Here is a 26363-nt window from a genome sequence, read left to right as displayed (position 1 = left end):
TCCTTATTTCTCTGTTTCTCTTTTTTTCAATTTCTCTTCGACTGCATCCGTAATCTCACGTGGAGCGAATTTGCTCAGATCTCCTCCGAAATTAGCAACTTCTTTCATGATCGTGGAGCTTAAGTATGCATATTCCAGACTGGTTGTAAGAAAAACGGTGTCCACATCCGGTGCCAGAACACGATTAGTCTGGGCCATCTGCAGTTCATATTCAAAATCCGTGACAGCACGAAGCCCTCGAACAATCACCTGGGCATGGTTTTCCCTGGCAAAGTTCACTGACAGGCCCTCGAATGCTTTCACCTCCACATTCGGGATATCTTTTGTCGCCTTTGTTAGTATCTTAACACGTTCTTCTACAGAAAACAACGGACTTTTTGCAGAATTATGCAAAACTCCCACTATAACCCGGTCAAATGAAATGCTTGCCCGCTTAATGATGTCAAGATGGCCATAGGTTGCCGGGTCAAAGCTTCCCGGGTATACTGCTGTTATCATATGTCTGTCTCTCTTTCATTTTTTTAGGAAAACATGCTTGTTGGTTTTATATTCCTTGGAACGTACCAGATGATATCCAAGGTCCTCTACATAAGAAAAATCCGTATGTAGATCTTCCTCCACAACGATCAGCGTGTTTTCATCTGCAAGAGTGCTGTCAGCCAGATACTCAAGGACTGGTTGTTCCAGATGCTGTTCGTATGGTGCATCCATAAAAATACAGTCAAATGGTTCTCCGCCTTCCAGTGAACGCAGTGCCTGAAGCACATCCATGTTCAGCAGTTTACCACCATCCGTGAGTTTTGTAAATGAAAGATTTTCGCGGATGCAAGTACATGCTTTGGGATTTTTTTCCACAAACACGGCATACTCGGCTCCACGGCTCAGAGCTTCAATACCGATCGCTCCGCTTCCGGAAAACAGATCCAGAAACCGACAACCCGGTATTTCAGGCTGGAGAATGTTAAAAAGAGTTTCCTTAATACGGTCTGTTGTTGGTCGTGTCTCATTTCCGGGAATGGTTTTTAAGTTTAATCTACGTGCTTTTCCTGCTATGACTCTCATTTCAGATTTAATCTCCAATCCAGATCACCGCGGGCCAGTCCAAGGATCAGAAGTTCCGCAGTGGCAATATTTGTAGCAACCGGAATGTTGTACTGGTCGCAGCGTTTGACAATGCTCATGATATCCGGCTCTACCGGGTCCATCATGACAGGGTTATAAAACAGGATCACCATATCCAGATCCTGACGCTCTACCATCTCCATAAACTGCTTGTCTCCGCCTATACTTCCGGCAAGAAACTTGTGAACGTGAAGACTGGTTGCTTCCTCAATTCTTCTTCCTGTTGTTCCGGTTGCATATACTTCATGTTTGGCAAGGATATTCTTGTATGCAATACAGAAGTCTTCAATCAGAACTTTCTTACTGTTATGCGCAATAATTCCTAAATTCATAATTCACCTCTCCATTCTCTGCCCTTGGGTTACATCCCTTTTCTCCCCTTTATATAGGTAAAATCATATAACTCTGTAACTGATTCTAGCATAACGCCCAAAAAAGTGCAATTTAATTCATGTAAATTCATGAAAAATTAATATTTTCCCCGGCGTTGCTCCATATACTCTATTCTTCCCAGCTGTTTCCTGTAGTATAATCAATTTCAATTCCCGGCTGTATGTTATAAACAAAAACATGGAAAGATATCTTCTGGTCTTTAACGGATTCGGCTTCCATTTCCACACCCCGGGCTACCAGTTCATCTCCCTTAAAAAACGGAGTTACACGATACATGCAGGGATTTCCTGTACTGTGCACGTAATCTGCAACCTCATTTTCAAAAGGAAGCATTCCCGTCACATTGAGATATCTGGTTCCTGTGATAAGATTTTTCCTGTTTGCATTCTCTCCAGTCAGCTGATATCCGATAAGATGGCAGCGATTATACAGATACCTGCCATCTACATTTTCATATTTTACAGTATGCCATCCTGTAGGCTTCACCATTCCGATCGCTCCTCGCTCTTCATCAGGCATCAGCTCCGGTGTGACCTTGGATTCTGCATAACCACAGCGCCCCAGGGAATCTAGTTCACTATAAAATTCGTATGCAGGTCCTGCGCTTTTTTCATCAGAAAAAGAGGGTATATTTCCATTGATCTCCACATATGGACTGCCGCTGTATTCCGGAATCTGATCCAGAGAAACAGATTCTGTCTGCCCTCCTGTCTTTGTCTGAGATTGTTTCAGTAATCCTGTCACTGCATCGGAAGCGGATTCCGAAATATCTTCCCAGAGGATCTGCGCATTTTCTTCTATATATGTAAGAAATACCTGTCCGAAGATCCGGCTTTGATCTTTTACCTCTTTCAGGCTCCGCGGCGGCATCCAGCCATTACATACTGCAAGGATGACACACAGGATAATGGCTGTGAGTATTTTTCGCCTGGGCTGTTTTTTTCGTTTATATTTTCGCTTGTATGTAGGATAACGCTTCTTTTTCACGGGACCCCCTTACTTTTTTTGTCTGACAGATATTATATGTGATGCAGAGATTATTATAACCGCAACTCCCATCAAAAAGCAACCATACATTCGGTTTTTTGCCGCGGTATAATTTATGAACGGAAATATTTTTATATGTTAAATTTCCTTTAACTGCCAGTGTATTATTTTATGGTTTTCACATACTAGCAATGTAACATCAAACCAAATAACAACCAAGGAGGAAATGAATTATGCCAAGTAACACTTCTTCTAACAAAGCAGTTGTACCGGAAGCAAAGGGCGCACTTGACCGTTTCAAATATGAGGTAGCAAACGAGCTGGGTGTTCCGCTTACAGACGGATACAACGGAAACCTGACTTCCAAACAGAACGGATCCGTAGGTGGATATATGGTCAAAAAGATGATCGAAGCACAGGAACGCCAGATGTCCAGCGGCTCCCAGGGCGGCCAGCAGTACTAAATCTGTACGCGCAGGTAGATCTATTACTATGCTGAGTTGATCTAAGCTCATGCAAAAAAGATGCTGTCTGACAGAACTGAAAAACTGCCAGACAACATCTTTTTATTTTATATAAGATCCAAAAGTCTTAAAATCCTATATTTATTTACAGCAATTCCTGTACTTTTCGATATACAACCTCTGCAAATTTCTTATGTCCTGCTGCATTCAGATGTTCCTGATCTGCGTCACAGCAATGTACATAGGATGCTGCCGGAAGGAAACTGATATGACGTTCAGCTGCGATTTTTTCATAAACAGGCTGCAGATTTCTGGAAACAATCACAGACTCTCTGGAAAACTCCTGGTCATATCCTTCCTGCCATACTTTTTCTCCCAGGTAGATCGGAGCCATGAGAAGGACTTTCGCTTTTGGCGCATATTCCTGGACCTGATCCAGCAATCTTATGATTCCCTTTCCGATTACATCTGCGGATGCTCCGAAAACAGTTTTACAGTCATTGGTTCCCAGCATCAGCGTGATCACATCCACCTGGGCATGTGTTTCCAGAAGTGTGGGAAGAAGTGCAGTTCCTTTTCTTCCGTCGCGGAGCGGATCTTCGAAAACCGTTGTTCTTCCGCACAGTCCTTCCTCGATCACGCGGTATTCTTCTTTATTCAGTTTTTCCTGGAGAAGGCTTGTCCAGCGTACTCCCCACGGTAGTCTCTCTCTGCTCTCTCCGTCATATCCCCATGTATTGGAATCTCCAAAGCATAATATCTGTTTCATTTCACCATATCCCTATCTAATTAGTATGTTTATTTGTTAGGTGAATCATATCATGCTATTCTCATTTGGTCAAATACACAAAAAAAATAGCCTGCTATAGTTTGGCTCTATAGCAGGCCATCTTACATACTCTTTTATATACTTTTTATCAGAGATTCTTTTTACAGTCCGATAAATCCTGTAACATCTCCGTTGATCACATAATGTGCACCATTATCTTCGGGTTTAATGTAGATTTTGAGATCTTTCAGTTCAGAAGCTTTTTTGCCCATATCCTCTGTCCAGATCTTTTTGATCCTGTCAGCAACCTCTGAAGTATGTATCTCTTTGCCCCAGTACTGAACATATACTTCTGTCACTGGCTCAGCTTTCTTAGCTGCTGTTGTCTTAGCAGCCGTCTTGGTTGTTGTTTTCTTAGCTGCAGTTGTTTTTCGTGTTGTTGTCTTCTTGGCAGCGGTTTTCTTAGCTGGCTCTTCTGATTTTACAGCTGTTGTTTTCTCTTCAGCAGATTTTACTTCTGCTGTTTTTTCTTCTACTGGTTTCTCAGCGGCAGGTTTTACCTCAGCTGTCTTCTCAGCTGCTTTTGTTTCTACAGAAGCTTTTGCATCGTCTGTCTTCGTTGTCTCAGCCTTAACGGCTTTCTCTTCGGATGCGGTTACTACAGATTTTGCAGGAGTCTCGCTTATTGAAGCCGTTTTTACAGTTGTCTTGGTTGCAGCTTTCTTTGTTCTAGCCATGTTTATAGCCTCCTTACAAGGGATTTGTTAATCTTTTCTCATGCAATACAATACTACGATTTGAAAGTTTTGTAAAGAAAAGTTTCAAAAGTCTATTAGTTAAGGCTGTAATTTACAGCATGTACACGATAAGTTACACTGCTTTTACTATATGTCCAGTTATGACGCAGCAGACAATTATGATGACGTCCGTCCCCATCCAGATTACACTCTATCACTTTAAATGAATCACTGTAAACTTCTGTAACGATAGCCGAATGTCCATTATTATTGATGCGCACATAGTCTCCTACCTGAACATTATTATCATATATTCTCTGAAGGCCTGATACTCTCTGCCCTTCCCAGATATCATAAAATACTTTTCTTGCAAACCCATCACACTGGATAGCCCCGTCAAACTTATTGCAATCATACTCGCCATTACCTGGTATCGGATCAATTCCGCTCTGAGTTCCGTGATGTTTGCATGGAACATCACTGATCGTATCCTGAAATCTTTCAGGAGCTCCGCTGCTGTCCAGATTATCTGTCAGATCTGAATAACTGTTTACAACATGGTTCCAAAATTTCCCATCAGGAAATTTGATTTTTTCATCTTCAATTCTCTGCTGCAGATTTTTCTTTTTAATAACAGTAAGATTAACAATTACCGGCTTCGCTGCATTATAAAACGTTGTACTTTTTGTAGTAACTGTGATCTGCACTTCTCTCTGAATATCGTTTTCTTGCCATTCCTTCAAAGTAACCGTTCCATCAGAAGCTACCGATGCAATAGCACTGTTGCTGCTGGAATAAACCAATGTTGCATTCTGATCTGCTTTTGCCCCGAGATTGAATGCTCCATCATAGATCTTACGTTCCTGCTGCTGTACACAGCTGACAGATGGAGTTCCTTTTACCGTAGTGATCGTCAGTTTCCTGGTTGCCGGAGCATAGGAAGAAGATTTCGCTGCAGTGATCTGGATTGTAACTTTTCCAAGCTTCTTTGCCTTTTTAAAGTTCAAATTACCTTTGGAATCCACAGAAACAATACTGGTATCTAAGGACTTATAAGTAAGTTTCCCACCTTCTGAAGGAACTTTGGCACCAAGAGATTTCATTGTAGTGGAATACGCTATTTTTGCCCCATTCTTTACAGCAGTGGTAATATTCTGTCTTTTCAGCACATTAATCTTAATTGCAATATTCTGTGCCTGATAATGTTTGGTCGCCGCAACTTTTACAGTAACTGTTGCCACTCCCTCTCCATTAAGCATAATCTTGCTATTTTTTACAGATGCAATTTTTGCATTAGTGGTTGAATATGTCACTTTTGCAAATTCTTTTTTTCCTGAAACACTGATTTTGTAGGATTTGCCTTTGTCTGTATAAAGTTTTGTAATACTTCCTGGTGTAACTTTTACCGGCTGTTTTGCTTTGCTGATCTTATAAGCTATTTTTTTTGTACCTGTAAAATTGCCCTTTCCTGTGATTTGTAAGGTTGCTGTTCCAGGTTCTTTATTATTAAGATATTTATATGTATAATCTTTTTCATTCTGTAATGAGATCATTCCGGCCGCATTGGCTTTCGGCATATAAATAGAAAATGCGGGAGTTTTTGCCTGTCCATCCCAGGTGTAAATCGTTGTCTTCAAATTAACTTGAACTTTACCGTCAAGACTGCATGCTTTGATGGTAAAATATTTAGAAACAGAATCTTTGTAACTTCCCTTTCCTGTGATTTTTGCAACAGCTTTTGTTCCCGTTTTTGTATTATTAGAATAAGTTACTGTATAATCTGTGCCGCTTTTTAATGTTGTATTTCCAAGTTTAACAGTTACACCTGGCTTCTGCGGACTTCCATTGTAAGTTGCGGTTTTTACAGTTACCTTTGCCGTTTTGATGCTCTTTCTAACTACTGGTTTTGAAGCAACTACCTTTAAAGTGATACATTTACTGTTCGTTGGCATGGTCGTATATTTTTTGCCTGAGCTGTCTGACATGGTAAATGGAAGTTCTATAGAGCACTTCAGGTTCGGGATCGTTTTCAGTGTTTTAAGATTATCCATATAGTACAGCATATATCTTGCATCATTGACGCTAGATGTATTAAACTTACTGAGGTTTAGAGATTCCAGGCTGCTACAGGAGTTAAACATATATCCCATCTTTACCACTTCAGAAGTATTGAAATGGCTCACGTCCACAGCTTTTAACGCATAGCAGCGTGAAAACATTCCTTCCATAGATTTTACTTTTGATGTGTTAAATTCAGAAACATCCAGAGAAGTCATTTTTTTAAGCTCGCCAAACATAGAATTCATATCTACTACCTTGGATGTATCAAAATTTTTAATATTGAGGCTTGTTAAAGACTCATTTCCATAAAACATGAAATACATATTCTGTACATTAGAAGTATTAAAACTGTTCAGATCCAGAGACTTGAGCTTGCTCATAGTACAGAACATTTTGCCCATATCTTCTACATTTGATGTATTAAAGTTTCGTACATTTAACTGTGTAAGACTTTCGCACCGTTCGAACATACCGTTCATATATACAACATTTGCTGTATTGAAATTACTGACATTCAACTGTGTAAGGCTTTCACAGCAATAAAACATCTCCTCCATAGTCGTAACATTCGCTGTATTAAATCTACTGACGTCCAACTGTTTAAGATTCCGACATTCACGGAACATTCCGCTCATCCTTGTCACTCTGGAAGTATTAAAATTCCGGACATTCAGCTGTGTAAGGCTTTCACAGCCTAAAAACATGCTATTCATATCATTAACTTTTGAAGTATCAAATTTACTGACATCCAGAGTTTTTAATTTACTGCAATTTCGGAACATTCCCTGCATATGAGATACATTTCCGGTTTTCAATGAACCAGTATCCAGCCGTGTAAGGCTTTCACAATCTGAGAACATAAAGGCCATGTCTGTCACCTTACTGAAATCACAGTTTTTAAAAGTGATCCTGGTAAGATTCCTGCATCCCTTAAACATAGCTCTTGTCTTTGTGATTCCGGAAATTTCAACTATGGCTGTTTTAATATCATCCTGCCATTTACTCCAGCCCCTTTCTGCATCCCAATAATAATCTGAGGTATCATAGTCACCGTTTCCTTTTAATGTAAGACATCCGGATGTATCAATTGACCAAGCAATATCTCCGGTGATTCCTCCATCCATCATGCTTGCGGAAGCACTTACAGCATCTTCTTCTCCATCAGAAAAGTCATCACTTTCTGCCATTTCTTCTGTTTCCGGTTCTTCCGAAAGATTTTCAGTGTCCTCCGACATTTCTATATTATCCGCTTCTTCCGGCTCTTCTTCTAATTCCTGTTCTGTGCTATCAGGTAATTCTGCTGCTTCATCGTCTGCTGAGATTCCATCTTCAAAAATATCTTCCTCAGAAAAACTTTCCTCTGGACTGTCAGTCTCCTCATTTACATTTTCCTGGACTGTTTTCGGTTCTGTCTCTGAAGCCATGGTTATCCCTGCATTGCCAAAGATCATAGACCCTGATAAAACGACACACAGAAGTTTTTTGATCATTTTTCTCCTCATCCTGTTTTCTCCCTTTTTCTTTTTATACTAAAACGAAGTTCTGATTCTTCGCTTTGCTCCATCCAATTAGATCCCCAGATTTTCCAGTTCTTCACTCATATACCCTTTGAGATGCTCCTTTAAAGCCTTATGCTGAGGCAGGATAAGATCAAAATCCAGTGCCAGGATCTCACCAGCTGCTTCACTTGCATTCTTCAGGATTCCCGCATCATTGTAGATATCACCGATCTTAAATTCCATCAGTCCGCTCTGGCGGATACCGAAAAGATCTCCTGGGCCCCGAAGCTTCAGATCTTCTCCGGCTATATAAAATCCATCATTGGATTCATTGAGGATCTTCAGACGTTTAGAAGTATTTTCTTCATTATTTCCCTGGATAAAAATGCAGTAAGACTGATGCTCTCCACGCCCTACACGGCCCCGAAGCTGATGAAGCTGGGCAAGCCCGAAACGTTCTGCATTTTCCACCATCATAACGGTAGCATTTGGCACATTCACTCCAACCTCCACAACTGTGGTAGATACCAGTACCTGGATCTCGCCGGAAGCAAACGCCTCCATGATCCTGTTTTTCTCTTTTGGCTTCATCTTTCCGTGAAGGATTTCTACTTTGATCTCCCCCGGAAGGATCTCCTGAAGCTTTCTGGCATAATCTGTAACATTCTCTGCCTCCAGGCCTTCGCTCTCTTCCACCATAGGACAGATCACATAAGCCTGCCTTCCCATCTGCACCTGCTTTTCAATAAAAGAATACGCCTTGGGACGGTAGGAAGTTCCTACTACGCAATTCTTGATCGGAAGTCTTTTTGCAGGAAGCTCGTCAATGATCGAAATATCCAGATCTCCGTATAAAATGATCGCCAGTGTCCGGGGAATGGGGGTTGCGCTCATAACAAGTACATGAGGCGGATTTCCTCTGGTCGTCAGCGCTTCCCTCTGGCGAACGCCGAATCTGTGCTGCTCATCTGTGATCACAAGCCCCAGATTCTTATATTCCACCTTTTCCTGGATCAGGGCATGAGTTCCGATGATCACATTCACTTCACCGTCTGCAATCTTCTGATAGATCTCACGCTTCTGTCTGGCTGTGGTAGATCCTGTCAGAAGCACCGGATGGCAGGAAGCGATATTCTGTTCTTCCATCAGCCTCAGAAAGCCTTCGTAATGCTGATTTGCCAGAACCTCTGTCGGTACCATCAATGCACTCTGAAATCCATTCTCTGCTGAAAGTACCATAGCTAAAAATGCGATCACGGTCTTGCCGCTACCAACATCCCCCTGTACAAGCCTGGACATCAGCTTATGACCGCTCAGATCCCGTTCGATCTCATGCCAGACATTCTTCTGGGCTCCGGTCAGGTCATAGGGAAGCCCTTCTATGATTTCCTCGGTTGTCCATACTGGTTTCATTGGAAAAGTGTTTGGAGCCTCTTCTGTTTTCTCCTTCAAGAGCTGTATTGCCAGCACAAAAAGCAGAAATTCATCGAATACCAGACGTTTCCTGGCTGTGAGAAGCTCCTGCATATTTTTCGGGAAATGGATAGTCCGGATCGCATAATTGGCATCTGCGAGCTGATAGCGTTCCCGTATCTCCTCCGGCAGATATTCCCCATGGAGAGGCCTTGTATCCAAAATCTGATGGACCAACTTCGTGATCATCTTGTTGGAAAGTCCTTTCGTCAGACCATATACAGGCTGCATACTGTGAATGATCTCCTCATAAGCTGCCGGGGTAAAAATCTCCGGATGTTCCATCTGCGGACGGCCTTTTTTTCTGATGATCTTTCCTCTGAGGATAAACACACTGCCCTTTTTGAGTGTTCCCCTCAAATAAGGCGCATTGAACCAGGCAACCGGCAATCGGCCGCTTGCATCTGCCACAGTTGTTGTCAGAACCTGGAGATTGCGTATCTGGTTAATATAAATACCTGTTGCTATAGTGGCACGGATAGAGACTGTTTTGTCCTCCTCTGCTGATGCAATCTCCACAGGCTCCTCATATATATCGTAAGTCCGCGGATAATAACGGAGAAGCTCTTCCGCAGTCGTGATCCCGATCTTCTGGAAAAGCTTCTCTGTTTTCTCACCCACGCCTTTTAATTCACGTAAAGGTGTCTTATCATTCATTTTTTTTGCTCTTTATTCTACAGAAATCAGATAGTAGTAAATTGGCTGTCCACCCTGGTTCAGCTCAACCTCGCACTCCGGATATTTCTCGGTAAGAGAATCAGAAAGTGCCTCTGCATCTTCCTCAGATACATCTTCACCATAGTAAACACTGATAATCTCAGATTCCTCGTCAACCATCTCTGCTACCATCTCCTCTGCTACCTGAAGTCGATCTCTGCCTACTGCAAGGATACCTGCATCACCGATTCCCATGATATCTCCCTCATGGATTTCCTTGTTATCAATGCGTGTATCACGGACTGCATAAGTAATCTGTCCAGTCTTCACTCTGGAAATCGCATCGGTCATGGAAGCAAGGTTCTCCTCGCCGCCCTTCTCCGGAACAAAGCTGATCATTGCGGAAATTCCCTGTGGGATTGTCTTGGTTGGTACTACAATGATCTCCTTGTCCTCAGTCAGATCTCTTGCCTGGTTAGCTGCAAGGATAATATTCTTGTTATTCGGGAAAATATAAATTGTTTTTGCATTTACTTTCTCAATAGCATTGAGCATGTCTTCAGTACTCGGATTCATAGTCTGGCCGCCTTCGATCAGATAATCTACGCCAAGCTCACGGAAGATCTGAGAAAGTCCCTCACCTACGGATACGGAAATAAATCCATGATCCTTTGGAGGTTCTTTGTTTTCTGCCTGTTCTTTTGCAAGTTTTTCCGCATCTTTGATCAGTTTTTCCTGATGTTCTTCTCTCATATTGTCAATCTTCATACGGGAAAGCTGACCATACGTGAGTGCGCGTTCAAAAGCCTGTCCCGGATGATTGGTGTGCACGTGTACCTTGACAATCTCATCATCAGCCACCAAAACAATGGAATCACCGATGGAATCCAGAAATTCACGGAAACGGTCGATCTCATCCTGTGGAAGCGGTTTTTCAAGAAGGATAATAAACTCTGTACAATATCCAAATTTGATATCTGCCTCTGCCTGAGGAGAAATCTTTGTGATCTTAGGAGCTGCTGCCTCAAACTGGGAATAATCCACTTCTTTTCCATGATATCCGTCGATGGCACCACGGAAAACTTCCAGAAGTCCCTGTCCGCCAGAATCCACAACACCTGCTTCTTTCAGGACTGGAAGCATCTCTGGTGTTCTGGCAAGAGTTTCCTCTGCATGCTGAAAGATCCCGTCGAAAAAAGCATCCAGATCTTCTGCAGTATCAGCAAGCTCTGCTGCTCTGTCTGCTGCAGCTCTGGCTACAGTAAGAATGGTTCCCTCTTTTGGTTTCATAACTGCTTTGTATGCAGTTTCAACGCCTCGCTCCATAGCTGCGGCAATGGCAGGTGCATCCAGATCTGTAAGTTTACGCACACCTCTGGTAAATCCACGCAGAAGCTGTGACAGGATAACACCGGAATTACCTCTGGCTCCACGGAGGGAACCGGAAGAAATTGCCTTTGCCAGGGATTCCATATCCGGATCTGTAAGAGCACCTACTTCAGAAGCAGCAGACATGATGGTAAGCGTCATATTGGTTCCCGTATCTCCATCAGGTACAGGAAACACATTCAGTTCATTAATCCACTCTTTCTTCGCTTCCAGATTCTTTGCTCCGGACAGAAACATTCTGGAAAGTATTTTAGCATCTATGGTTTTGTTATTCACCACAAGTTCCTCCTCTAAAACTAATCTATTGCACGCACGCCCTCAACCATAATGTTGATCTTTTCAATCTCCATTCCTGTAAAGGCTTCGACTTTATATTTTACATTGTTGACAAGATTGTCCGCAATAGTACTGATATTCACGCCATATGCTACGATGACATGAAAATTCAGCCGGATCTTATTATCATCCGTGATCTTAACACTGATACCATGTTTCAGGCTGTCAATACGCAAAAGCTTGACCAGGCCATCCTTCATACTGATAGCTGCCATTCCGATGATACCAAAACACTCTACCGCCACACTGCCGGCATAAGTCGCAATGACATCTGTATCAATTACGATCTGACCCAATCCGGAATCTATACGTCCATTCATATGGTTACCTCCATTGTTTCATTCAGATTAAATTATATAAAACCATTATAACCTTTTTTTTATAATTACGCAATGATAGAGTTCAACTTGTTTTATCTTATAGAAAATTAAGCTCATCCACTCTATTGAAGGGGAATCCAGGATTGTGATGGAGCATGCCGACCGATACTATGAAGCCGGTTTTTCTTTTTCGTTTATCTACTTATAATCCTTTTACAAACGCAACTGCATTTTTTATATCTTCTTCATCTGGATGCCCTTTTGCAATTCCACCAACCAGTTTAAATGGACCAAATGTGTCATAACCCTTGCACCCGAATTTTCCTATCACTTTAGAACGCTTCTTATCCAAAATCTGCTCAATGGATTTATAATTCGCACTTCCACCATAAGTACAGATCAGAAATACCTTTTTGTCGTCCGGTAGATTCTTCTCTGCAAATCCCAATATCGACTGATGAAATTTTGAAAAATAGATTCCTGATGCAAACCCAATCATATCATAACTGCTCAGATCTGCATCGGGTTGTTTTACAGCATCAATCAAATCGATCTGGCACGCTTCTGCTATGCTCTTTACTAATTTTTCTGTATTTCCATGATGTACCGATGCATATATGATTGCTTTTTTCATTTGTTTTCCTTTCTGCCTGCGCCATCAATCAGGTCATAACTCATGTCCAAAAAGTCCAGTATCTTTGCTTTACTGACCGAACCATCCAGTAAAATCGTGATCCAGTGCTGCTTGTTCATATGGTATCCAGGTAAAAATCCATGAGTCTGAATAATCATATTCGTCATGTCCGGATCACACTTTACATCCATGATATCAACCGGATCTTTTCCTTCTAATCCCAGTTTTGATTTTTCAATAGTCATGATCACTGCATACCATTTTCTGTTTTTATGTCGAAGTACTGCACTGTCTGGCGATGTACTCCATAAATATTCCGGGACTGTTCCGTACTGTTTCTGCACATATTTAAAGATTTCTTCCGTCTTCACAATCTATTCAACTCCTGACGTTTCTGATATCCTACCTATAATCATACCACATTTTCGGATTCCGAACTACCTGGTGAATTCTTTTGCATTTTCCCGTTTTTCCTATCCTCATATGCCAGTTCAACAAGAATATGTTCTATTCCGATTCAGGAAAGAGACCAGGCCAAAGAAAAAACGATAAATTAATTCGCACTGGGTAATTTTCTATGTTTCAAATTGATCTAAACCATACACACAACGCTTAATTCCACCATGATCCGCCCTGTTCCCGGAGGTATGGAATACTTTCCTTAAAACTCTTTGCAGAATTTTTGATAAATTTCCTTTTTTTGCTTGCAAAAGAGCAATTCATCTGTTAAAATGGTGACTGTTGATAAAAGGAGGTGCTATTCATGGCTAAATGTGCAATCTGCGATAAAGGAGCTCATTTCGGAAACAATGTGAGTCATTCCCATAGAAGATCCAACAAAATGTGGAAATCTAACGTTAAATCCGTCAGAGTAAAAACAACTGCCGGCGGAGCAAAGAAAATGTATGTATGTACTTCTTGTTTAAGATCCGGAAAAGTTGAAAGAGCGTAAGTAATATCGTATGCCCCCGTAGAATGCGGGGGCTGTTTTTTTATCTTCAAGACAGATAAATCACAAGCGGGAAGCATGCCAGGTGCATACTTCCCGCTTATCTGCAAAACATATGATATCCGCACAGCAGACATATGACTGCCATTGCGATTACAATAAAATTCTCTGTAATAAGGATACCAAGAACCATACCCACACCAATAAAAAACAGCATAAAACCAGTTAGCTTTCCCACTCCTGTCTGCTCATTTCCTGTTTTTTTATTACAGTATATGCATGAAATCTAAATGGAATACTACTCTTCTTTCCCGTCAGTATCCTCTGTATTGCCTGCACCTGGCACAAAACGGTTCACAAAATCCGGCACCATATCCAGAACCTTGGTAAGGCCATCCTGATTTTTTACGTTTACAAGTTTGGTGCTTCCATTCTGGATCACAAGTACTGCACAGGGAGACATCTTTCCGGCAAGACCTCCGCCGCCGTTATTCTTTTTATCCCCTTCAAAAGCTCCGGCTCCCACGCCGAAGGATACATCGACCAGAGGAAGGATAATGGTATCACCTACATGAATGGCATCGCCAACCACTGTTTTGGCCGATACAAAGCCATCCATTCCTTTAAATAATGAATTCACGGTATCTTTGAAATTATTCTCTTTCTCCATGTTTTACCTCCTTATGTCTCCATCGGTGGATGACGTATTTTATATTTTTATTGAAATAAAGCTCTGCTGCTGTTTTGAGAACTACAATTCCATAAATCCTTCCCTTTAACAGGATCTCTCCCTCAAGAACATTTTCATCATCAAAAAGGGGCGCTGCTTCGATCTTGTTTTTATGAAAAGGAATCGTCATTCCTAATACAGCCAATACCATACCTGTAACTGCCGGATCTTCATTGCCAAATGTGATTTTTCCGGTGATCCTTGTCGGAAGCACATGATAAATCAGTTTTTTTGCATTTTTCCACAGAAAGGAAAGAGCCTCTCTGGTTCGGGGATGGTCTAAAAATTCTTTCCACCAGTTTATCTTATCACAGAAATTCCGGATTGTTAATGCAAGACTTTGAATTTTTTTCAGAATCCTTTTGGGGATTCCAAGAAAATTCTGTACGATTCGGATCAGATTTCCAACTGCAGTTTTTATTCTTCCCACTATATTCAAAATTAAATCTGCAATCTTTGTCCGAAGCTTCTTTTCATCTTCCGATTCTTCCGATATTTCTTCGGAAATCGATATCGGCTCCATTATTACATTTTCCAAAATTTCATTTATATCTTCAACAGTATCTTCCTGAGGCTCAGACATTTGCAACTCTGCGGTATCGTTCTGATTTTCGTTTTTTGATGTCTTTTCATGGCTTCTGGAAGCCTCTGCCTGTTTTTTGGCATTTTGATTTCCGGAGTTGGAAAGAGCTCTTGGTTTCTTTTTTTTACGAAACAGATTTTTTAATTTTTCCAAAGGAATCCCTAAAAAACATAATTTTGTTTTCAGAACGCCCTGCTCCCAGAATACCTGTGCAGATATTATATGAAGCAGCCAGCTCACTTCACCGAAAGCATGTATTTCCCGAAGACTATCCGTTCGGTCTTTTTTTATTTTCCCTCTGTATCTGATCGGACAGAATAAAAGAAGCAGCAGGATCATAAGAATCAGCCCGATCAGGATCCCCAGAAGGATCAATATCCATTTTATTATCAGCCATAATATATGCAGCATTGGTTCACCTGTTTTTCAGATATTCTTTTATTTTAAAATTTCCAGTTTCGGTATAAACCTGTTCGATCATATCCTGTACCATCTGTATAGCACCGGATTTTCCTCTGGCCATTCCAACGATCAAAGGACAGGTGGCCCTGGCTCCTCGTTGGACAAGCATGCCTGCCGGAAAAAATTCTAAAATATTTCCGGGATTATCAGACAAAGTAACAACGTAGATATCCGGCACGAATTTGCCAGCAGTGATCCTGGTTCTTATTCTAGTAGGATTTTTTACATCATTTCCTATGTAATAGTTTTTCATCCATTTCAGCAATCTGCCCTCACCTCCGTTATAATGCCAAACAGGGCTGCGTATGTACACAGCCCTGTCCTGTTGTTAAAAATACTTCTGCTGTTTCGCCCAGACGCCCTCACTTCGCATTTCCAGATACTCCTGATAGGCCTGTTCCACGATATGCTTCTCGTTGGAAAAACGGAGAAGATGATAGATCTCATGAAACTTATAGTATCCGGAATCTACAAAATATTCCTCTCGCTGGGGTTTGCTATGATAATTATCAGCTATCATGAGATACCAGTGTACCTCTTTCATTACCACATCCTCCGGAACGGTGAAATTATACTGGCTCTTGCCGATATATTTCACGATAGAGGCCCGAACACCTGCTTCTTCCATTACTTCACGTAAAGCAGTCTGCTCAAAAGTCTCTCCTTTTTCTACAGTTCCTTTGGGAAGCACCCATCCTTCATAACGGTTCCTGTAGGATTTATACAATGCCAGGATCTTACCCCGATGAATTACCACACCGCCACAGCTTGTTGCTTCTATCATATTGCAATCCTCCTGTAATGCGTGTGTCTTTTGCACTGGCTATAGTATACCTCTTTTTCACCTTATAGGCAAGGGGCAAGAAGCAGATACTGTTCTCAATTTAATCGAAATAATATGCATCAAAAACATCTGCCGCAATGGGAACTGCCGCTTCACTTCCGGTTCCGCCGTTTTCCACGATCACTGCAATGGCGATATCCGGATCATCTACATTAGAATAACCCACAAACCAGGAATGACTGGAGCCATTTTCATCAAACTCCGCAGAACCGGTCTTTCCGGCAACAGTATATCCTCGTCCGTTCAATGCAGAAGCCGTACCGTTTTCAACTACATTTTTCATTAGTTTTCCAAGGATATTGGCTTCATTTCTTGTCATCAGACGTTTGTATTCTGTTTTTTCTGTTTCTCTGACCGTATCACCGGAATTCTTCACGATCTTATCGATCATGGTTGGCTTCATCAGTACACCATCATTGGCGATGGCACTTGTGATCAATGCCATATGCATCGGAGAAACAAGAGTGTTACCCTGGCCGATCGAGGTCTGCATCACAAGTGCATTCGGAGAATCTTTATCAAGGGTAAAGCGGCTGGTTTTATAGGAATTCAGCGGAAGAGCCCTATTAAAGAGCAGATCCTCTGCAGTACTTTTCAGAGTATCTCCTCCCAGACCAAGTCCCATATCTGCAAATGCACAGTTACAGGAATGTGCAAATGCGGAATAGAAATCCTCCTGTCCATGTACTGCACCATTGTAACACTGGATCGTGTGGTCATCCACTGTGATACTTCCCTGACACAGATAGGAATATCCCTCCAGTGATCCCTTTTGTCTGAAATAATCCAGTGCCGTGACGATCTTAAATGTTGATCCCGGAGGATAAGCTCCATTGGTTGCACGGTTTAAAAGGCTACTGTTACTTTCATCATTAACAAGGGTATCCCAGTTCTGTGCGATCGTGTTCGGATCAAAATCCGGTTTGCTCACCATAGCCAGGATACGTCCGGTGGATGGTTCCAGTACAACTACCGCTCCTCTGCGGTCTCCCAGAGAATTGTATGCCGTTGTCTGAAGATCTGCATTCAGACTGGAGATCACGGTATCACCCTGATTCTTTTTTCCCAGGAATTCATTTTTCATCTGTTCCAGAAAAAATGAATGGGAGGTGAGAAGCTGGAAATTTGCTTCCGATTCCAAACCACTCTTACCATTGGTATCATATCCTACTGCATGTGCAAAAATATTGGAAAACGGATACGTTCTCTCTTCTGTTCCATCTTCATACACATTGGTCTGTGCCAGAACCTCACCATCCGAAGACTGGATACTTCCACGTACTACCCGGTCCGAAAATGTATCCTGACGGGTGTTGTACGGGCTGTTGATAAAATCTTCGCTTTTTATGGCGTCAAAATAGACCAGATATCCGATCAGACTGACAAAGATCAATATAAAGAAGGCCGATACAAAAGTTAAAGGCCGGTTCTTTTTTCTACGGAGTCTGGCGATTTCTCTTTCTCTCAGGCGTTGCTCTCTTTCCTCTTCTTTCAATCGTTTCTTTTCGCTGCGTTTCAATTTGTTCGTCCTCATCTTCCCTCAGAATATACAGTCCCTGAATGATCGCAAGCATCAGGATGGTACACATGACAGAACTGCCTCCGTAACTCACCAGCGGAAGTGTAACTCCTGTCATTGGAATAAACTTGGTTGCACCGCCGATGGTCAGAAATACCTGAAAAGCATATTCAGTTCCGAGCCCCAGTGCGATCAGTTTATAAAACGGATTCCTGATCTTTAGTGCAATAGTAACGATCATCAGAAAAAAGCTTGTGCATACAAGAATCAGGCAGATGGCAAAAATGCCACCCAGTTCCTCGCAAATAGCACTGAAGATAAAATCATTTTTTACGACCGGAATCTTCTCCGGAGAGCCCTGACAAAGTCCCATTCCAAACCAGCCTCCGGTTCCGATCGCAAACAGAGACTGCACGATCTGATAACCTTCATTTTGATAGACAGCCATCGGATCCTTCCAGGCACTGACTCGCTGACGGACATGTCCAAAAAGATGATATGCGATCACCGAACCAAAGCATCCTCCGCCAAGTCCCAGAAATAAATAGCTCGGATTTCTGGTTGCCACATAGATCAGTACAAGGTAGGTGACAAAAAAGATCACTGCACTACCCAGATCCCTGGAAAGAACCAGGATCCCTACATGGATCACTGCAACGATCGTAGCCAGTACTACTTTGCGAAAATCCACCTTGGTACACAGAAGTGATGCCATAAAAAATACGAAGGTTATCTTGATCACCTCGGAAGGCTGGATTCCCATAAGGGAAAGCTTTGCACCGTAGCTTGTGCTTGCCAGAACAAGAACCGCCGCCAGAAGTACAATACCAATTCCCGCATAAGCCCATGTAAGATCCTTTAAAAATTTCATTTTTCGTATCATTACCGGTATCACCAGTGATACTGCACTACCTGCGGCCACGATCAGAAGCTGCTTAGTTGCAGACGGAAGTGAAAGCCTGCAGAGCATGATAAATCCTACGCTCAGGAGCATGCACATATTATTTAAAAGAAGCAGCGATGCATTCGGATAAATAATTCGATAAAGGATCTGGATCGCTGCAAAAAAGATCATCATTTCGATATAGAACAGGATGACCCTGAAATCCATGCTTTTTAAATAGATCACAAGAAATGCTGTAAAATCAATAAAAAAGATCATGGTCAGCTGCTGATGGAGCAGTTCTCTCTTTTCTTCCTCATCCTGCCGCCACACCATATAAAAACAATGAAAGGTATAGACGATCATCAATGTGAGGATCACATACTTAGATAATTCTGTAATTACATTAATCATACACTTTTACTCGGCTCCTCTTTTAAAATGGCCTTTTGTATACCTGCGTCCGGAAGGTTTTCCGTTTTCCTGATAAACCGTCCGGAATTCTTTCAGGATCGCTTTTGCTTTCTCTGGCTCTTCGATCGTAAATGCCAGTCGCAAAGAGTGAAGGTTCATTTTTTTTACCTGATCTTTTTCACCTGGAAGTCCGTAAGGAATGCTGTTATAAATGATATTATAACAATATTTTGCTTTTTCGGAGATGTTTTTCCCCCATGGATCACAGCTGCATTTTACCGGAAATTCACTGTTATAGCGGTCTTTCAGATAAGCCGTCTCACATTTTCCTGTACATCCGAAAAGATTTTTCCTTACACACTGCGCGGAAAGCATCAGTGGGATATAACCATATAAAAGCAGCTCCGAAGAAGTATTGTCTCGGTGTTTCAGTTCACCCTCATTCAACTCAAGGGGAACTGTATTTCGAAGAACTCCCTCTTCCCGCCAGAAACCAACACTCTGATCATTCCAGGTATACATGGATGCATCCAGGACACATTTTCCACCATATCCCATTTTTTTCAGTACTGCGTAAGATTCCAGGTTTCTTACCAGAAAACCCTTCATACCCTGCTCCAACCATTTTTGAGCTGATCGAAGCCACTTTTCGGGGATTTCTCCGCGATGGATATGTGGCGTAGAAAGATATAATTCACTGCTGGCAGCAAGTTCCGGTGAAAAATACTTTTCCATAGTATCAAAAGGAAAATAAAAACCTGTAATCCCTGTTTCGTTCAAAAGTATTTCCGCAGTATCCGAACGTTCACAGGATACATATACAGGCAGGCTGTCTGTCACCTTTTTGTGACAGGCAGTCTGATGCTGAGATTTCGTCTGCTGCTTCGTAACCTGTGCTCTCTTCTGACATCCGATCAGTGCTTCCCGCATCTGCCCCAGAGCATCTCTTCGTACTTCATTGAGAACTTTAACCGGAACAAAAATCCTTCCATTTATTTCAATGTTCAGATCCTCCCACTGAAAATCTGTATTTCCCAGTTTCTCCATCTGCTGACGGATCCTCTGTTCTTCCATTGGCTGATTTTTTGCAAACTGTACCTCACCGCCCATAGCAGTTACTGTCTGGCCCTTGCAGGTTATTTCAAGTATAACAGGACTTTCAGGAGAAAGTATTAAATTCCCATGAATTTTTTCTTTAATTTTTCTGATCTCCGGCTGGATATTACCGGATTTTTTTTCATTGGCAAAAGCCATCATTTCCGGCCCACGATACATATCATAGTATCCTTTGCAGGATCCTCCCCGGCTGAAAAGCTCAAGAAGATACTTCCGGTCTTCTTCCAGAACGTGATATTCTTTTCCACTTAAATACATATCCAGATATTTTCGATATACTGCCGTGACGCCCGCTGTGTACGCCGGCTGTTTCATACGTCCTTCGATCTTCAGAGACATAACACCCGCCTCCAGGATATCCGGAAGAATATCCAAAGTGCAGATATCTTTCAGGCTTAATGCACAAAAATCCTTGTCTCCTTTATATTTTCTGTGATCCATGGTTACACTGTAAGGAAGCCTGCACGGCTGTGCACAGCGGCCACGGTTTCCACTTCTCCCACCGAAAATACTGCTCATCAGACACTGGCCGGAATAGCTGTAACAGAGAGCTCCATGGATAAAAGTCTCTATTTCCAGAGGACTTGCCTTATGCATGGCAGATATCTCTTCCAGAGAAAGCTCTCTGGCCGGAACCACACGCGTTGCTCCCTTTCCCTCCAGAAACCGCATTCCTTCAGGTCCGGTTACTGTCATCTGTGTGCTTGCGTGAATATCCAGATCCGGAAAACTCCGGCGTATAAAAGAAAATACCCCCAAATCCTGTACGATCACCGCATCCAGACCAGCCTCATAATACGGAAGCAGATATTCAAACAACTGATCATCCAGTTCACGGTTCTTCAAAAGTGTATTCACAGTAAGATATAATTTGCGGTTATGGATATGTGCGGTCTCAATGGCAGTGATCAGCTCTTCCTGGGTGAAGTTCTGCGCATAAGCTCTTGCTCCAAAAGCCGGTCCACCTACATATACCGCATCAGCTCCGGCACCAATAGCTGCCTCAAAGCTTTCATAAGAACCTGCCGGCGAGAGCAGTTCTGTTATCATATTTTTCAAAGTATTCCCTCATCTCCCATCTGTTAATCAAATCTGATGGCCATAAAACAAAAGAGGATTACCGAAGCAATCCCCCATCCTTATTTAAGCAGTTCATCAAGTTCTTTCTCCAGTTCTTTCACTTTACCATCCAGAAGATTCTTCTGTTCCTGAGCTTCCTGTTCTGCCTTCTTCGCCTCTTCGATCTGCATTTTCAAAGAGATCAGTTCATGCTTCAGATCATACATCTCCTGGTCTTTCTGCTGCAGATCCTGTTCAAAAATCTCCGCCTGCTTCTTTGCCTTAAAATAATCATCTGTAATATTCAGACTGAGCAGTGTATGCTTGGTCTCCATGGCCTGTCTGGAGTATCCCGGCATCTGACTCAGCTCACTGATCTTATTATTCATATAGGCTGCAACCTTCTGAAAATATTCCTCGGACTCATACCCGCCCAGAGTAATGATCTTTCCATCGATAACAACCTGTGCTGTATTCTTTACCGCCATTCGTAAAGCCTCCTGAATTTATCTGTTACTGGTAATTTCCTCAATAACATTCCTCTGCATTGCCGGTCTTACAACCCACAATTTCTTTTATTATAACTGATTCCCGCAAAAATGTATAGAAGTTTTTCTATTATTTTGTCGATTACAATATTTTCCTTAAAGATGCAAATGTTTTTCTCAATTATGAGTGTTGGCTTTCATGTGTTCGATCACCCTTTTCCAGGAATCAATACCGCAGGTTCCACTTACCTTTACGCCTGTGTTTTTCTGGAAAACTTTCAGAGATGCTTCTGTATCGTCTCCGAAATGGCCATCCACAGTAACACCAAGTACAGACTGCAGCACAGAAACTGCAACGCCGGAATTCCCTTTCCGGATGATCGGAAGCTGGGTCTCAAATTTTCCTGTCAGAACTACTGCCTTTTCTGAAGTCTGTACAGGATACACTGCTTTTCCGTTCCAATCATAGATGGTGTAGCCCTGTTTCCACTCTTTCTTTGCATTCTCAAGGCTCTTGTATGCTCCAATCTGGCTCTTGCTGTCAGCCCAGGACTTTCTTGTGCGATAATACTTATCTACCGTTGGCGTGGTGGTCTCAGCCCCGATCAGTTGCTTGAACCGGTTCCAGTCACCTTTTGCACGGATCGCTGACGGGCAGTTCTTTGCACATACATCATAATGCTGCACAACTCTGTCTGCCGAGATTCCCAGCTGTTTCATAAGCTGTTTGCACACCTGGACTGTATTCTGGAAAGCTTTCTCATAGTTATAGCCCGCCTGGACGCACATCTCGATTCCTACTGAATTTCTATTGTTGACAGTACCGAACAGCCGACCGCCGTAGTTGACGCCCACGTGCCATGCTCCACGGTTGTACGGAAGCGCCTGATACGCCTCTGTGTCATCCACATATACATGTGCAGAATAGCCTTTAAAGTTTCCATCATGTTGAGCCTTAGCATGTGCTTTCGCATTTGCACCCTTGGCATAGTTATCTGTGTTGTGAATTACGATATATGCCGGTTTATGACCTGCATAGCTGTTGTTGTTACTGATAAGACTTGTGTTGATATTCATGGTTGTACTCTCCTTTTCTGTTTTTGATGTCTTATTTGATGCCTTAATAGATAATATGCCATTCAAAATGCTGATGATCTTCTGACCATAATTCCTGCCGGATACCTGAGCTTTTCCCATAATCTTTAACATATGTTTCCTCCAATAAAAAAAGACGATTACTCGCCTCCTAAAAATACTTGAATTATTTTTTTCGAAATGGTATATTGATAATACAAAGGAACAACCGCCCACAAGGGGTTGAACTCAGTGAATAGCGAAATAGAAATTCCACCCTACACTCAGCCAAAGTTTTGGGGTGGTTTTTCTATGTAGAAAATTACTTACAAAACGTCAAAACGAACGTAAGCAATGCCAGAATGAACATACCAAAAGCCATGAGGTCTTTGAAATCAAAATGATTCTTGTCCATCAGCACCACCTCCATTCTATGTAGAATAGAGGTCAGCCACCCTGCAACACGATTGCTCCGTGTTCTATATTATCATATCGTCCTTTGATGTTCAACGAATTTCACAAAGGGATCACTCGCCCTCTGAATCTTTGTATTTCGTCCTGTCCCAGATACCTTTTACTTTTTCCCAACCGCCGGTCGCAACCAAATACACTACAAACGCCGCAATAATCGATGCGAAAATATAATACCAGGTGACAGCTGTCTTATAATACGTGCACAGGACTGCCAGTGCCACCGGACACAGGATCAGTGATGTGACCAGTGCTACAATACTTGTCGGGATCTTATTAAGTCCCGGGAGCTCTTTGATCACCTGCACAATAATCGATACCAGGAACGCCAGCACCCCGATCAGCGCCAGACCATATGTTACATACTGCATCATTACATTTACATTCATGTTCATTCTCCTTTTCTTTCCAGATCTTCTATTCTATGACATGAGCAAATGATTGTTTCCATGTAGTGTTTCCCTTCTCCGACTGTTGCACCGGCGCAATTACAGTTTAAAGCACATGTTTTGAAATTTCTTATAAGCATCAAAGTATAACTCGTGCTTATCTCCGTTATATGTCAGCTCATAATACATTCCATCCGGCACAGTCGTGCTCAGAAGTGCTTTACTGTTCTGTAATGTCTTACAACTCCATACCACGTACACATACTGTACTGTGATCTGTTTTCCATCGATCTTATCCATGTGTGAATTGGTATATTCAGCTACTTTTACTTTGCAAAGTCTTAAAAATTCTTCATTTCCCATTCCTTACCTCCTACACATGGTCAATTCTCGGAATTCCATACTCAACCGCACGCTCATGTTCGATCTTGCATCCTCTTGCTTTCTGCCAGTCTTTTGCAAAATAGGCGATATCGGCATCAGATAAAAACTCCAGGGACTTTCCAATGAACCACAGAGGTTTTGCTCCTACCGGTGCTGACTGGAAGAAAGAATCAATAACCTCTACAGGTTCTCTCAACAACTCTTCTGCCGCTTTGATTGCCACCTTTCGCTCTGCAAGAATCTCCTCGTCTGCTTTGCCACTCATTGGCTGACTGATAAATAATTTCTTCATTTCTTGTCCTCTCTTTCTTAAAAAAGTGTATAAAAATACCACCTGTCATTTTCTGACTGGTGGATAATTATTGTTTATTTTAAGTCTTGCATTCTTGTGTATATTATCGTAAAATACACATAAGATATCTTAATAAGAACCATTCGCAGTACCCATGATCTTTTAGATCGTACAGCTGAATGGTTCTTATTTTTTATTTCTTTGATAAACACCAATTATTTTTCTATCCTTGTACAATACGATCTCTTCCAAAAAAGGAGAGATGTGTTGATCTGAACAGATTATTGACCTGCTCCATTATTTCGCCCTCTTTCAGCGGGCAATCCGTTATATCAAAAATAAAGTTTCCTGCCTGGCGCTTTTTCTTTTTTACCGCATTATACAGAACGTTTTTTCACCTGTGCTAATAGTCTTCAATTCAGATTCTCTGGTAACTCAGTTACCGAGTAATTCACTTTTTTATGACCTTTACTTTGTCGATAAATCAGGACGAGGATATCCAAGATGGGTATATGCCAGCACGGAAGCCATTCTTCCACGTGGAGTTCTGTTAAGGAAACCTGTCTGCAAAAGATAGGGTTCATACACGTCTTCCAGTGTTCCGGAGTCTTCTCCGATCGATGCGGCAAGTGTTTCAAGCCCCACGGGGCCGCCCTGAAAATTCAGGATCAAGGTCTGGAGAATGCGGCGGTCTGTTTTATCAAGGCCATACTGATCTACTTCCAGAAGATCCAATGCGAAGCAGGCAACATCGTAGGTGATCACACCATTATACTTCACCTGGGCGAAATCACGTACTCTCTTCAGAAGACGGTTGGCCAGACGGGGGGTTCCTCTGGAACGCTTGGCGATCTCGGCAGCTCCATTGGGTTCGATTTCCACGCCAAGCACCTGAGCGGAACGTAGAATGATCGTCGTCAGTTCTTTTTTATCATAAAACTCCAGTCTCTGTGTTACGCCAAAACGATCACGAAGCGGCGCGGAAAGAAGACCTGCCCTCGTTGTTGCACCTACCAATGTAAACTTCGGAAGATCCAGACGAATGGAACGGGCGGATGCTCCCTTGCCGATCATGATATCGATAGCAAAATCTTCCATTGCCGGGTAAAGAACCTCTTCTACCTGTCGATTCAGTCTGTGTATCTCATCTACAAACAGCACATCTCCTTCCTGAAGGTTGTTCAGGATCGCAGCCATTTCGCCTGGCTTTTCAATCGCAGGACCTGATGTTACCTTCATATGTGTTCCCATCTCATTGGCAATGATCGCGGAAAGTGTAGTCTTTCCCAGCCCCGGAGGTCCATAAAACAGCACATGATCCAGTGAATCATGACGCTGCTTTGCTGCTTCGATATAAATTTTCAGGGTATCTTTTGTTTTCTGTTGACCAATATACTCATCCAGACTCTGAGGCCTTAAATTTCCCTCCAGGGAAAAATCCTCTTCTGTAACATCTGTTGTAATGATCCTGTTCTCCATTTGCTATGCTCCGTTCTATTTCATTTCAGTGCGAGCATGTTTGCTCTTACTCACGGCGGTGACATGCTCCCACCACTTAAATCTTACGATTTTGAAGTGGGGGCTTCCTGCTCGATTACCCTTTAGGGCAAAGCTAAAACAGGCTATCCCCGCGTGTCCCGCGGTTTTGTTTTTTATGTTTATCCGGTTACGGATTTTTTTCTTGTGCCGTCAGGCACATTCTTTATAGATTCTTTTTCCTTCTTCACGGATATTGACTGCTGCATTCACATCCCGGTCCATCCTATTTCCACATCCACAAACATACATTCTATCCGACAATGCCAATTCCTTTTTCTTATGTCCGCATACACTGCAGATCTTGCTGGATGCAAAATAACGGTCTA

At 42.2% G+C, this 26363-nt stretch carries 29 protein-coding genes; 2 read left to right on the top strand and 27 right to left on the bottom strand.

What is annotated here, in order from left to right:
- Window positions 1-3: 3 nt before the first annotated feature.
- The 4 genes from coaD to DWW77_RS10950 form a co-directional block, all read right to left on the bottom strand.
- Entirely contained in the window at window positions 4-498 is a 495-nt protein-coding gene (gene coaD, locus DWW77_RS10965; protein WP_015524910.1) for a pantetheine-phosphate adenylyltransferase, read from the bottom strand.
- A gap of 15 nt (window positions 499-513) precedes the next feature.
- Entirely contained in the window at window positions 514-1062 is a 549-nt protein-coding gene (gene rsmD, locus DWW77_RS10960) for a 16S rRNA (guanine(966)-N(2))-methyltransferase RsmD (RefSeq protein WP_015524909.1), read from the bottom strand.
- Entirely contained in the window at window positions 1059-1454 is a 396-nt protein-coding gene (locus DWW77_RS10955) for a methylglyoxal synthase (RefSeq protein WP_015524908.1), read from the bottom strand. The genes rsmD and DWW77_RS10955 overlap by 4 nt, the downstream gene beginning before the upstream one ends.
- Window positions 1455-1623: 169 nt before the next feature.
- On the bottom strand, window positions 1624-2502 hold the full coding sequence (locus DWW77_RS10950) for a DNA/RNA non-specific endonuclease (RefSeq protein ID WP_330603438.1): 879 nt from the start codon (window positions 2500-2502) through the stop codon (window positions 1624-1626).
- Between the two features lie 233 nt (window positions 2503-2735).
- Here DWW77_RS10950 and DWW77_RS10945 point away from each other — a divergent pair, with 233 nt between their 5' ends.
- Window positions 2736-2966: an alpha/beta-type small acid-soluble spore protein gene (locus DWW77_RS10945; protein ID WP_021651493.1), complete on the top strand. Its 231-nt coding sequence runs from the start codon at window positions 2736-2738 to the stop codon at window positions 2964-2966.
- A 145-nt stretch (window positions 2967-3111) separates the two neighbouring features.
- Here DWW77_RS10945 and DWW77_RS10940 read toward each other — a convergent pair whose 3' ends face one another.
- The 8 genes from DWW77_RS10940 to DWW77_RS10905 all read right to left on the bottom strand — a co-directional run bounded on the left by DWW77_RS10940 (window position 3112) and on the right by DWW77_RS10905 (window position 13212).
- Entirely contained in the window at window positions 3112-3735 is a 624-nt protein-coding gene (locus DWW77_RS10940; protein WP_118608701.1) for a GDSL-type esterase/lipase family protein, read from the bottom strand.
- A 161-nt stretch (window positions 3736-3896) separates the two neighbouring features.
- Window positions 3897-4472 (bottom strand): DUF6465 family protein, encoded by a 576-nt coding sequence (locus DWW77_RS10935; protein ID WP_173733329.1) that lies wholly within the window; start codon window positions 4470-4472, stop codon window positions 3897-3899.
- Window positions 4473-4567: 95 nt separating this feature from the next.
- Window positions 4568-8023, bottom strand: a complete 3456-nt coding sequence (locus tag DWW77_RS10930; RefSeq protein WP_173758997.1) for a BspA family leucine-rich repeat surface protein — start codon at window positions 8021-8023, stop codon at window positions 4568-4570.
- 78 nt (window positions 8024-8101) lie between these two features.
- Window positions 8102-10162 (bottom strand): ATP-dependent DNA helicase RecG, encoded by a 2061-nt coding sequence (recG, locus tag DWW77_RS10925; RefSeq protein WP_015524901.1) that lies wholly within the window; start codon window positions 10160-10162, stop codon window positions 8102-8104.
- A gap of 12 nt (window positions 10163-10174) precedes the next feature.
- Window positions 10175-11827, bottom strand: coding sequence for a DAK2 domain-containing protein (locus DWW77_RS10920; protein ID WP_118608699.1), 1653 nt, complete (start codon window positions 11825-11827; stop codon window positions 10175-10177).
- Window positions 11828-11847: 20 nt separating this feature from the next.
- On the bottom strand, window positions 11848-12207 hold the full coding sequence (locus DWW77_RS10915; RefSeq protein ID WP_015524900.1) for an Asp23/Gls24 family envelope stress response protein: 360 nt from the start codon (window positions 12205-12207) through the stop codon (window positions 11848-11850).
- A gap of 202 nt (window positions 12208-12409) precedes the next feature.
- On the bottom strand, window positions 12410-12841 hold the full coding sequence (locus DWW77_RS10910; RefSeq protein WP_118608698.1) for a flavodoxin family protein: 432 nt from the start codon (window positions 12839-12841) through the stop codon (window positions 12410-12412).
- Window positions 12838-13212, bottom strand: coding sequence for an MmcQ/YjbR family DNA-binding protein (locus DWW77_RS10905; protein ID WP_118608697.1), 375 nt, complete (start codon window positions 13210-13212; stop codon window positions 12838-12840). The genes DWW77_RS10910 and DWW77_RS10905 overlap by 4 nt, the downstream gene beginning before the upstream one ends.
- Window positions 13213-13604: 392 nt before the next feature.
- Here DWW77_RS10905 and rpmB point away from each other — a divergent pair, with 392 nt between their 5' ends.
- Window positions 13605-13793 (top strand): 50S ribosomal protein L28, encoded by a 189-nt coding sequence (gene rpmB, locus DWW77_RS10900; RefSeq protein WP_015524898.1) that lies wholly within the window; start codon window positions 13605-13607, stop codon window positions 13791-13793.
- A 295-nt stretch (window positions 13794-14088) separates the two neighbouring features.
- Here the strand turns inward: rpmB and DWW77_RS10895 are convergent, their stop codons facing one another.
- From DWW77_RS10895 to DWW77_RS10830, 15 genes are all read right to left on the bottom strand, one after another.
- On the bottom strand, window positions 14089-14460 hold the full coding sequence (locus DWW77_RS10895; RefSeq protein WP_118608696.1) for a GerW family sporulation protein: 372 nt from the start codon (window positions 14458-14460) through the stop codon (window positions 14089-14091).
- Window positions 14444-15514 carry a DUF2953 domain-containing protein gene (locus DWW77_RS10890; RefSeq protein ID WP_118608695.1) on the bottom strand — a complete coding sequence of 357 codons (1071 nt, stop codon included), beginning with the start codon at window positions 15512-15514 and terminating at the stop codon, window positions 14444-14446. The genes DWW77_RS10895 and DWW77_RS10890 overlap by 17 nt, the downstream gene beginning before the upstream one ends.
- Window positions 15515-15518: 4 nt before the next feature.
- Window positions 15519-15830 (bottom strand): hypothetical protein, encoded by a 312-nt coding sequence (locus DWW77_RS10885; protein WP_118608694.1) that lies wholly within the window; start codon window positions 15828-15830, stop codon window positions 15519-15521.
- 63 nt (window positions 15831-15893) lie between these two features.
- Window positions 15894-16349: an NUDIX hydrolase gene (locus tag DWW77_RS10880; protein WP_015524893.1), complete on the bottom strand. Its 456-nt coding sequence runs from the start codon at window positions 16347-16349 to the stop codon at window positions 15894-15896.
- 100 nt (window positions 16350-16449) lie between these two features.
- Window positions 16450-17928: a peptidoglycan D,D-transpeptidase FtsI family protein gene (locus DWW77_RS10875; RefSeq protein ID WP_353616935.1), complete on the bottom strand. Its 1479-nt coding sequence runs from the start codon at window positions 17926-17928 to the stop codon at window positions 16450-16452.
- A complete protein-coding gene (locus DWW77_RS10870; RefSeq protein WP_118608692.1) occupies window positions 17846-19225 on the bottom strand; it encodes an FtsW/RodA/SpoVE family cell cycle protein in 1380 nt (459 codons plus the stop codon). The genes DWW77_RS10875 and DWW77_RS10870 overlap by 83 nt, the downstream gene beginning before the upstream one ends.
- A 6-nt stretch (window positions 19226-19231) precedes the next feature.
- Complete coding sequence (locus tag DWW77_RS10865; protein ID WP_118608739.1) at window positions 19232-21391, bottom strand: peptidase U32 family protein; 2160 nt, start codon at window positions 21389-21391, stop codon at window positions 19232-19234.
- A gap of 89 nt (window positions 21392-21480) precedes the next feature.
- Complete coding sequence (locus tag DWW77_RS10860) at window positions 21481-21888, bottom strand: cell division protein ZapA (protein ID WP_015524889.1); 408 nt, start codon at window positions 21886-21888, stop codon at window positions 21481-21483.
- Window positions 21889-22065: 177 nt separating this feature from the next.
- Window positions 22066-23097, bottom strand: coding sequence for a peptidoglycan recognition protein family protein (locus DWW77_RS18095; protein ID WP_286188012.1), 1032 nt, complete (start codon window positions 23095-23097; stop codon window positions 22066-22068).
- A 392-nt stretch (window positions 23098-23489) separates the two neighbouring features.
- Complete coding sequence (locus tag DWW77_RS10850; protein WP_110103919.1) at window positions 23490-23822, bottom strand: ribonuclease; 333 nt, start codon at window positions 23820-23822, stop codon at window positions 23490-23492.
- Between the two features lie 99 nt (window positions 23823-23921).
- On the bottom strand, window positions 23922-24185 hold the full coding sequence (locus tag DWW77_RS10845) for a DUF6275 family protein (RefSeq protein WP_110103918.1): 264 nt from the start codon (window positions 24183-24185) through the stop codon (window positions 23922-23924).
- A 10-nt stretch (window positions 24186-24195) separates the two neighbouring features.
- Window positions 24196-24498 (bottom strand): DUF4406 domain-containing protein, encoded by a 303-nt coding sequence (locus DWW77_RS10840; protein ID WP_022426487.1) that lies wholly within the window; start codon window positions 24496-24498, stop codon window positions 24196-24198.
- A 223-nt stretch (window positions 24499-24721) separates the two neighbouring features.
- Window positions 24722-24883 carry a CdiA C-terminal domain-containing protein gene (locus tag DWW77_RS18520; RefSeq protein WP_158526504.1) on the bottom strand — a complete coding sequence of 54 codons (162 nt, stop codon included), beginning with the start codon at window positions 24881-24883 and terminating at the stop codon, window positions 24722-24724.
- Window positions 24884-24966: 83 nt separating this feature from the next.
- On the bottom strand, window positions 24967-25977 hold the full coding sequence (gene ruvB / locus DWW77_RS10835) for a Holliday junction branch migration DNA helicase RuvB (protein WP_015524888.1): 1011 nt from the start codon (window positions 25975-25977) through the stop codon (window positions 24967-24969).
- A gap of 210 nt (window positions 25978-26187) precedes the next feature.
- On the bottom strand, window positions 26188-26363 hold a 176-nt coding region (locus tag DWW77_RS10830), incomplete at its 5' end, for a zinc ribbon domain-containing protein (RefSeq protein WP_147419591.1).

The sequence above is a fragment of the Ruminococcus sp. AF17-12 genome (genome assembly GCF_003479245.1).
GTDB classification, from domain to species: Bacteria; Bacillota; Clostridia; order Lachnospirales; family Lachnospiraceae; genus Blautia_A; species Blautia_A fusiformis.
The sequence above is the reverse complement of the archived record's forward strand: the minus strand, read 5'-3'. Positions and strand labels throughout refer to the sequence as shown.

Excerpts from the sequence above, each read along its gene's own strand:
- coaD (WP_015524910.1), bottom strand. The coding sequence starts at position 498 with ATGATAACAGCAGTATACCCGGGAAGCTTTGACCCGGCAACCTATGGC.
- rsmD (WP_015524909.1), bottom strand. The coding sequence starts at position 1,062 with ATGAGAGTCATAGCAGGAAAAGCACGTAGATTAAACTTAAAAACCATT.
- DWW77_RS10955 (WP_015524908.1), bottom strand. The coding sequence starts at position 1,454 with ATGAATTTAGGAATTATTGCGCATAACAGTAAGAAAGTTCTGATTGAA.
- DWW77_RS10945 (WP_021651493.1), top strand. The coding sequence starts at position 2,736 with ATGCCAAGTAACACTTCTTCTAACAAAGCAGTTGTACCGGAAGCAAAG.
- DWW77_RS10940 (WP_118608701.1), bottom strand. The coding sequence starts at position 3,735 with ATGAAACAGATATTATGCTTTGGAGATTCCAATACATGGGGATATGAC.
- DWW77_RS10935 (WP_173733329.1), bottom strand. The coding sequence starts at position 4,472 with ATGGCTAGAACAAAGAAAGCTGCAACCAAGACAACTGTAAAAACGGCT.
- DWW77_RS10930 (WP_173758997.1), bottom strand. The coding sequence starts at position 8,023 with ATGATCAAAAAACTTCTGTGTGTCGTTTTATCAGGGTCTATGATCTTT.
- recG (WP_015524901.1), bottom strand. The coding sequence starts at position 10,162 with ATGAATGATAAGACACCTTTACGTGAATTAAAAGGCGTGGGTGAGAAA.
- DWW77_RS10915 (WP_015524900.1), bottom strand. The coding sequence starts at position 12,207 with ATGAATGGACGTATAGATTCCGGATTGGGTCAGATCGTAATTGATACA.
- DWW77_RS10910 (WP_118608698.1), bottom strand. The coding sequence starts at position 12,841 with ATGAAAAAAGCAATCATATATGCATCGGTACATCATGGAAATACAGAA.
- rpmB (WP_015524898.1), top strand. The coding sequence starts at position 13,605 with ATGGCTAAATGTGCAATCTGCGATAAAGGAGCTCATTTCGGAAACAAT.
- DWW77_RS10895 (WP_118608696.1), bottom strand. The coding sequence starts at position 14,460 with ATGGAGAAAGAGAATAATTTCAAAGATACCGTGAATTCATTATTTAAA.
- DWW77_RS10890 (WP_118608695.1), bottom strand. The coding sequence starts at position 15,514 with ATGCTGCATATATTATGGCTGATAATAAAATGGATATTGATCCTTCTG.
- DWW77_RS10880 (WP_015524893.1), bottom strand. The coding sequence starts at position 16,349 with ATGATAGAAGCAACAAGCTGTGGCGGTGTGGTAATTCATCGGGGTAAG.
- DWW77_RS10870 (WP_118608692.1), bottom strand. The coding sequence starts at position 19,225 with ATGATTAATGTAATTACAGAATTATCTAAGTATGTGATCCTCACATTG.
- DWW77_RS10865 (WP_118608739.1), bottom strand. The coding sequence starts at position 21,391 with ATGATAACAGAACTGCTCTCGCCGGCAGGTTCTTATGAAAGCTTTGAG.
- DWW77_RS10860 (WP_015524889.1), bottom strand. The coding sequence starts at position 21,888 with ATGGCGGTAAAGAATACAGCACAGGTTGTTATCGATGGAAAGATCATT.
- DWW77_RS18095 (WP_286188012.1), bottom strand. The coding sequence starts at position 23,097 with ATGTTAAAGATTATGGGAAAAGCTCAGGTATCCGGCAGGAATTATGGT.
- DWW77_RS10850 (WP_110103919.1), bottom strand. The coding sequence starts at position 23,822 with ATGAATGTAAATGTAATGATGCAGTATGTAACATATGGTCTGGCGCTG.
- DWW77_RS10845 (WP_110103918.1), bottom strand. The coding sequence starts at position 24,185 with ATGGGAAATGAAGAATTTTTAAGACTTTGCAAAGTAAAAGTAGCTGAA.
- DWW77_RS10840 (WP_022426487.1), bottom strand. The coding sequence starts at position 24,498 with ATGAAGAAATTATTTATCAGTCAGCCAATGAGTGGCAAAGCAGACGAG.
- ruvB (WP_015524888.1), bottom strand. The coding sequence starts at position 25,977 with ATGGAGAACAGGATCATTACAACAGATGTTACAGAAGAGGATTTTTCC.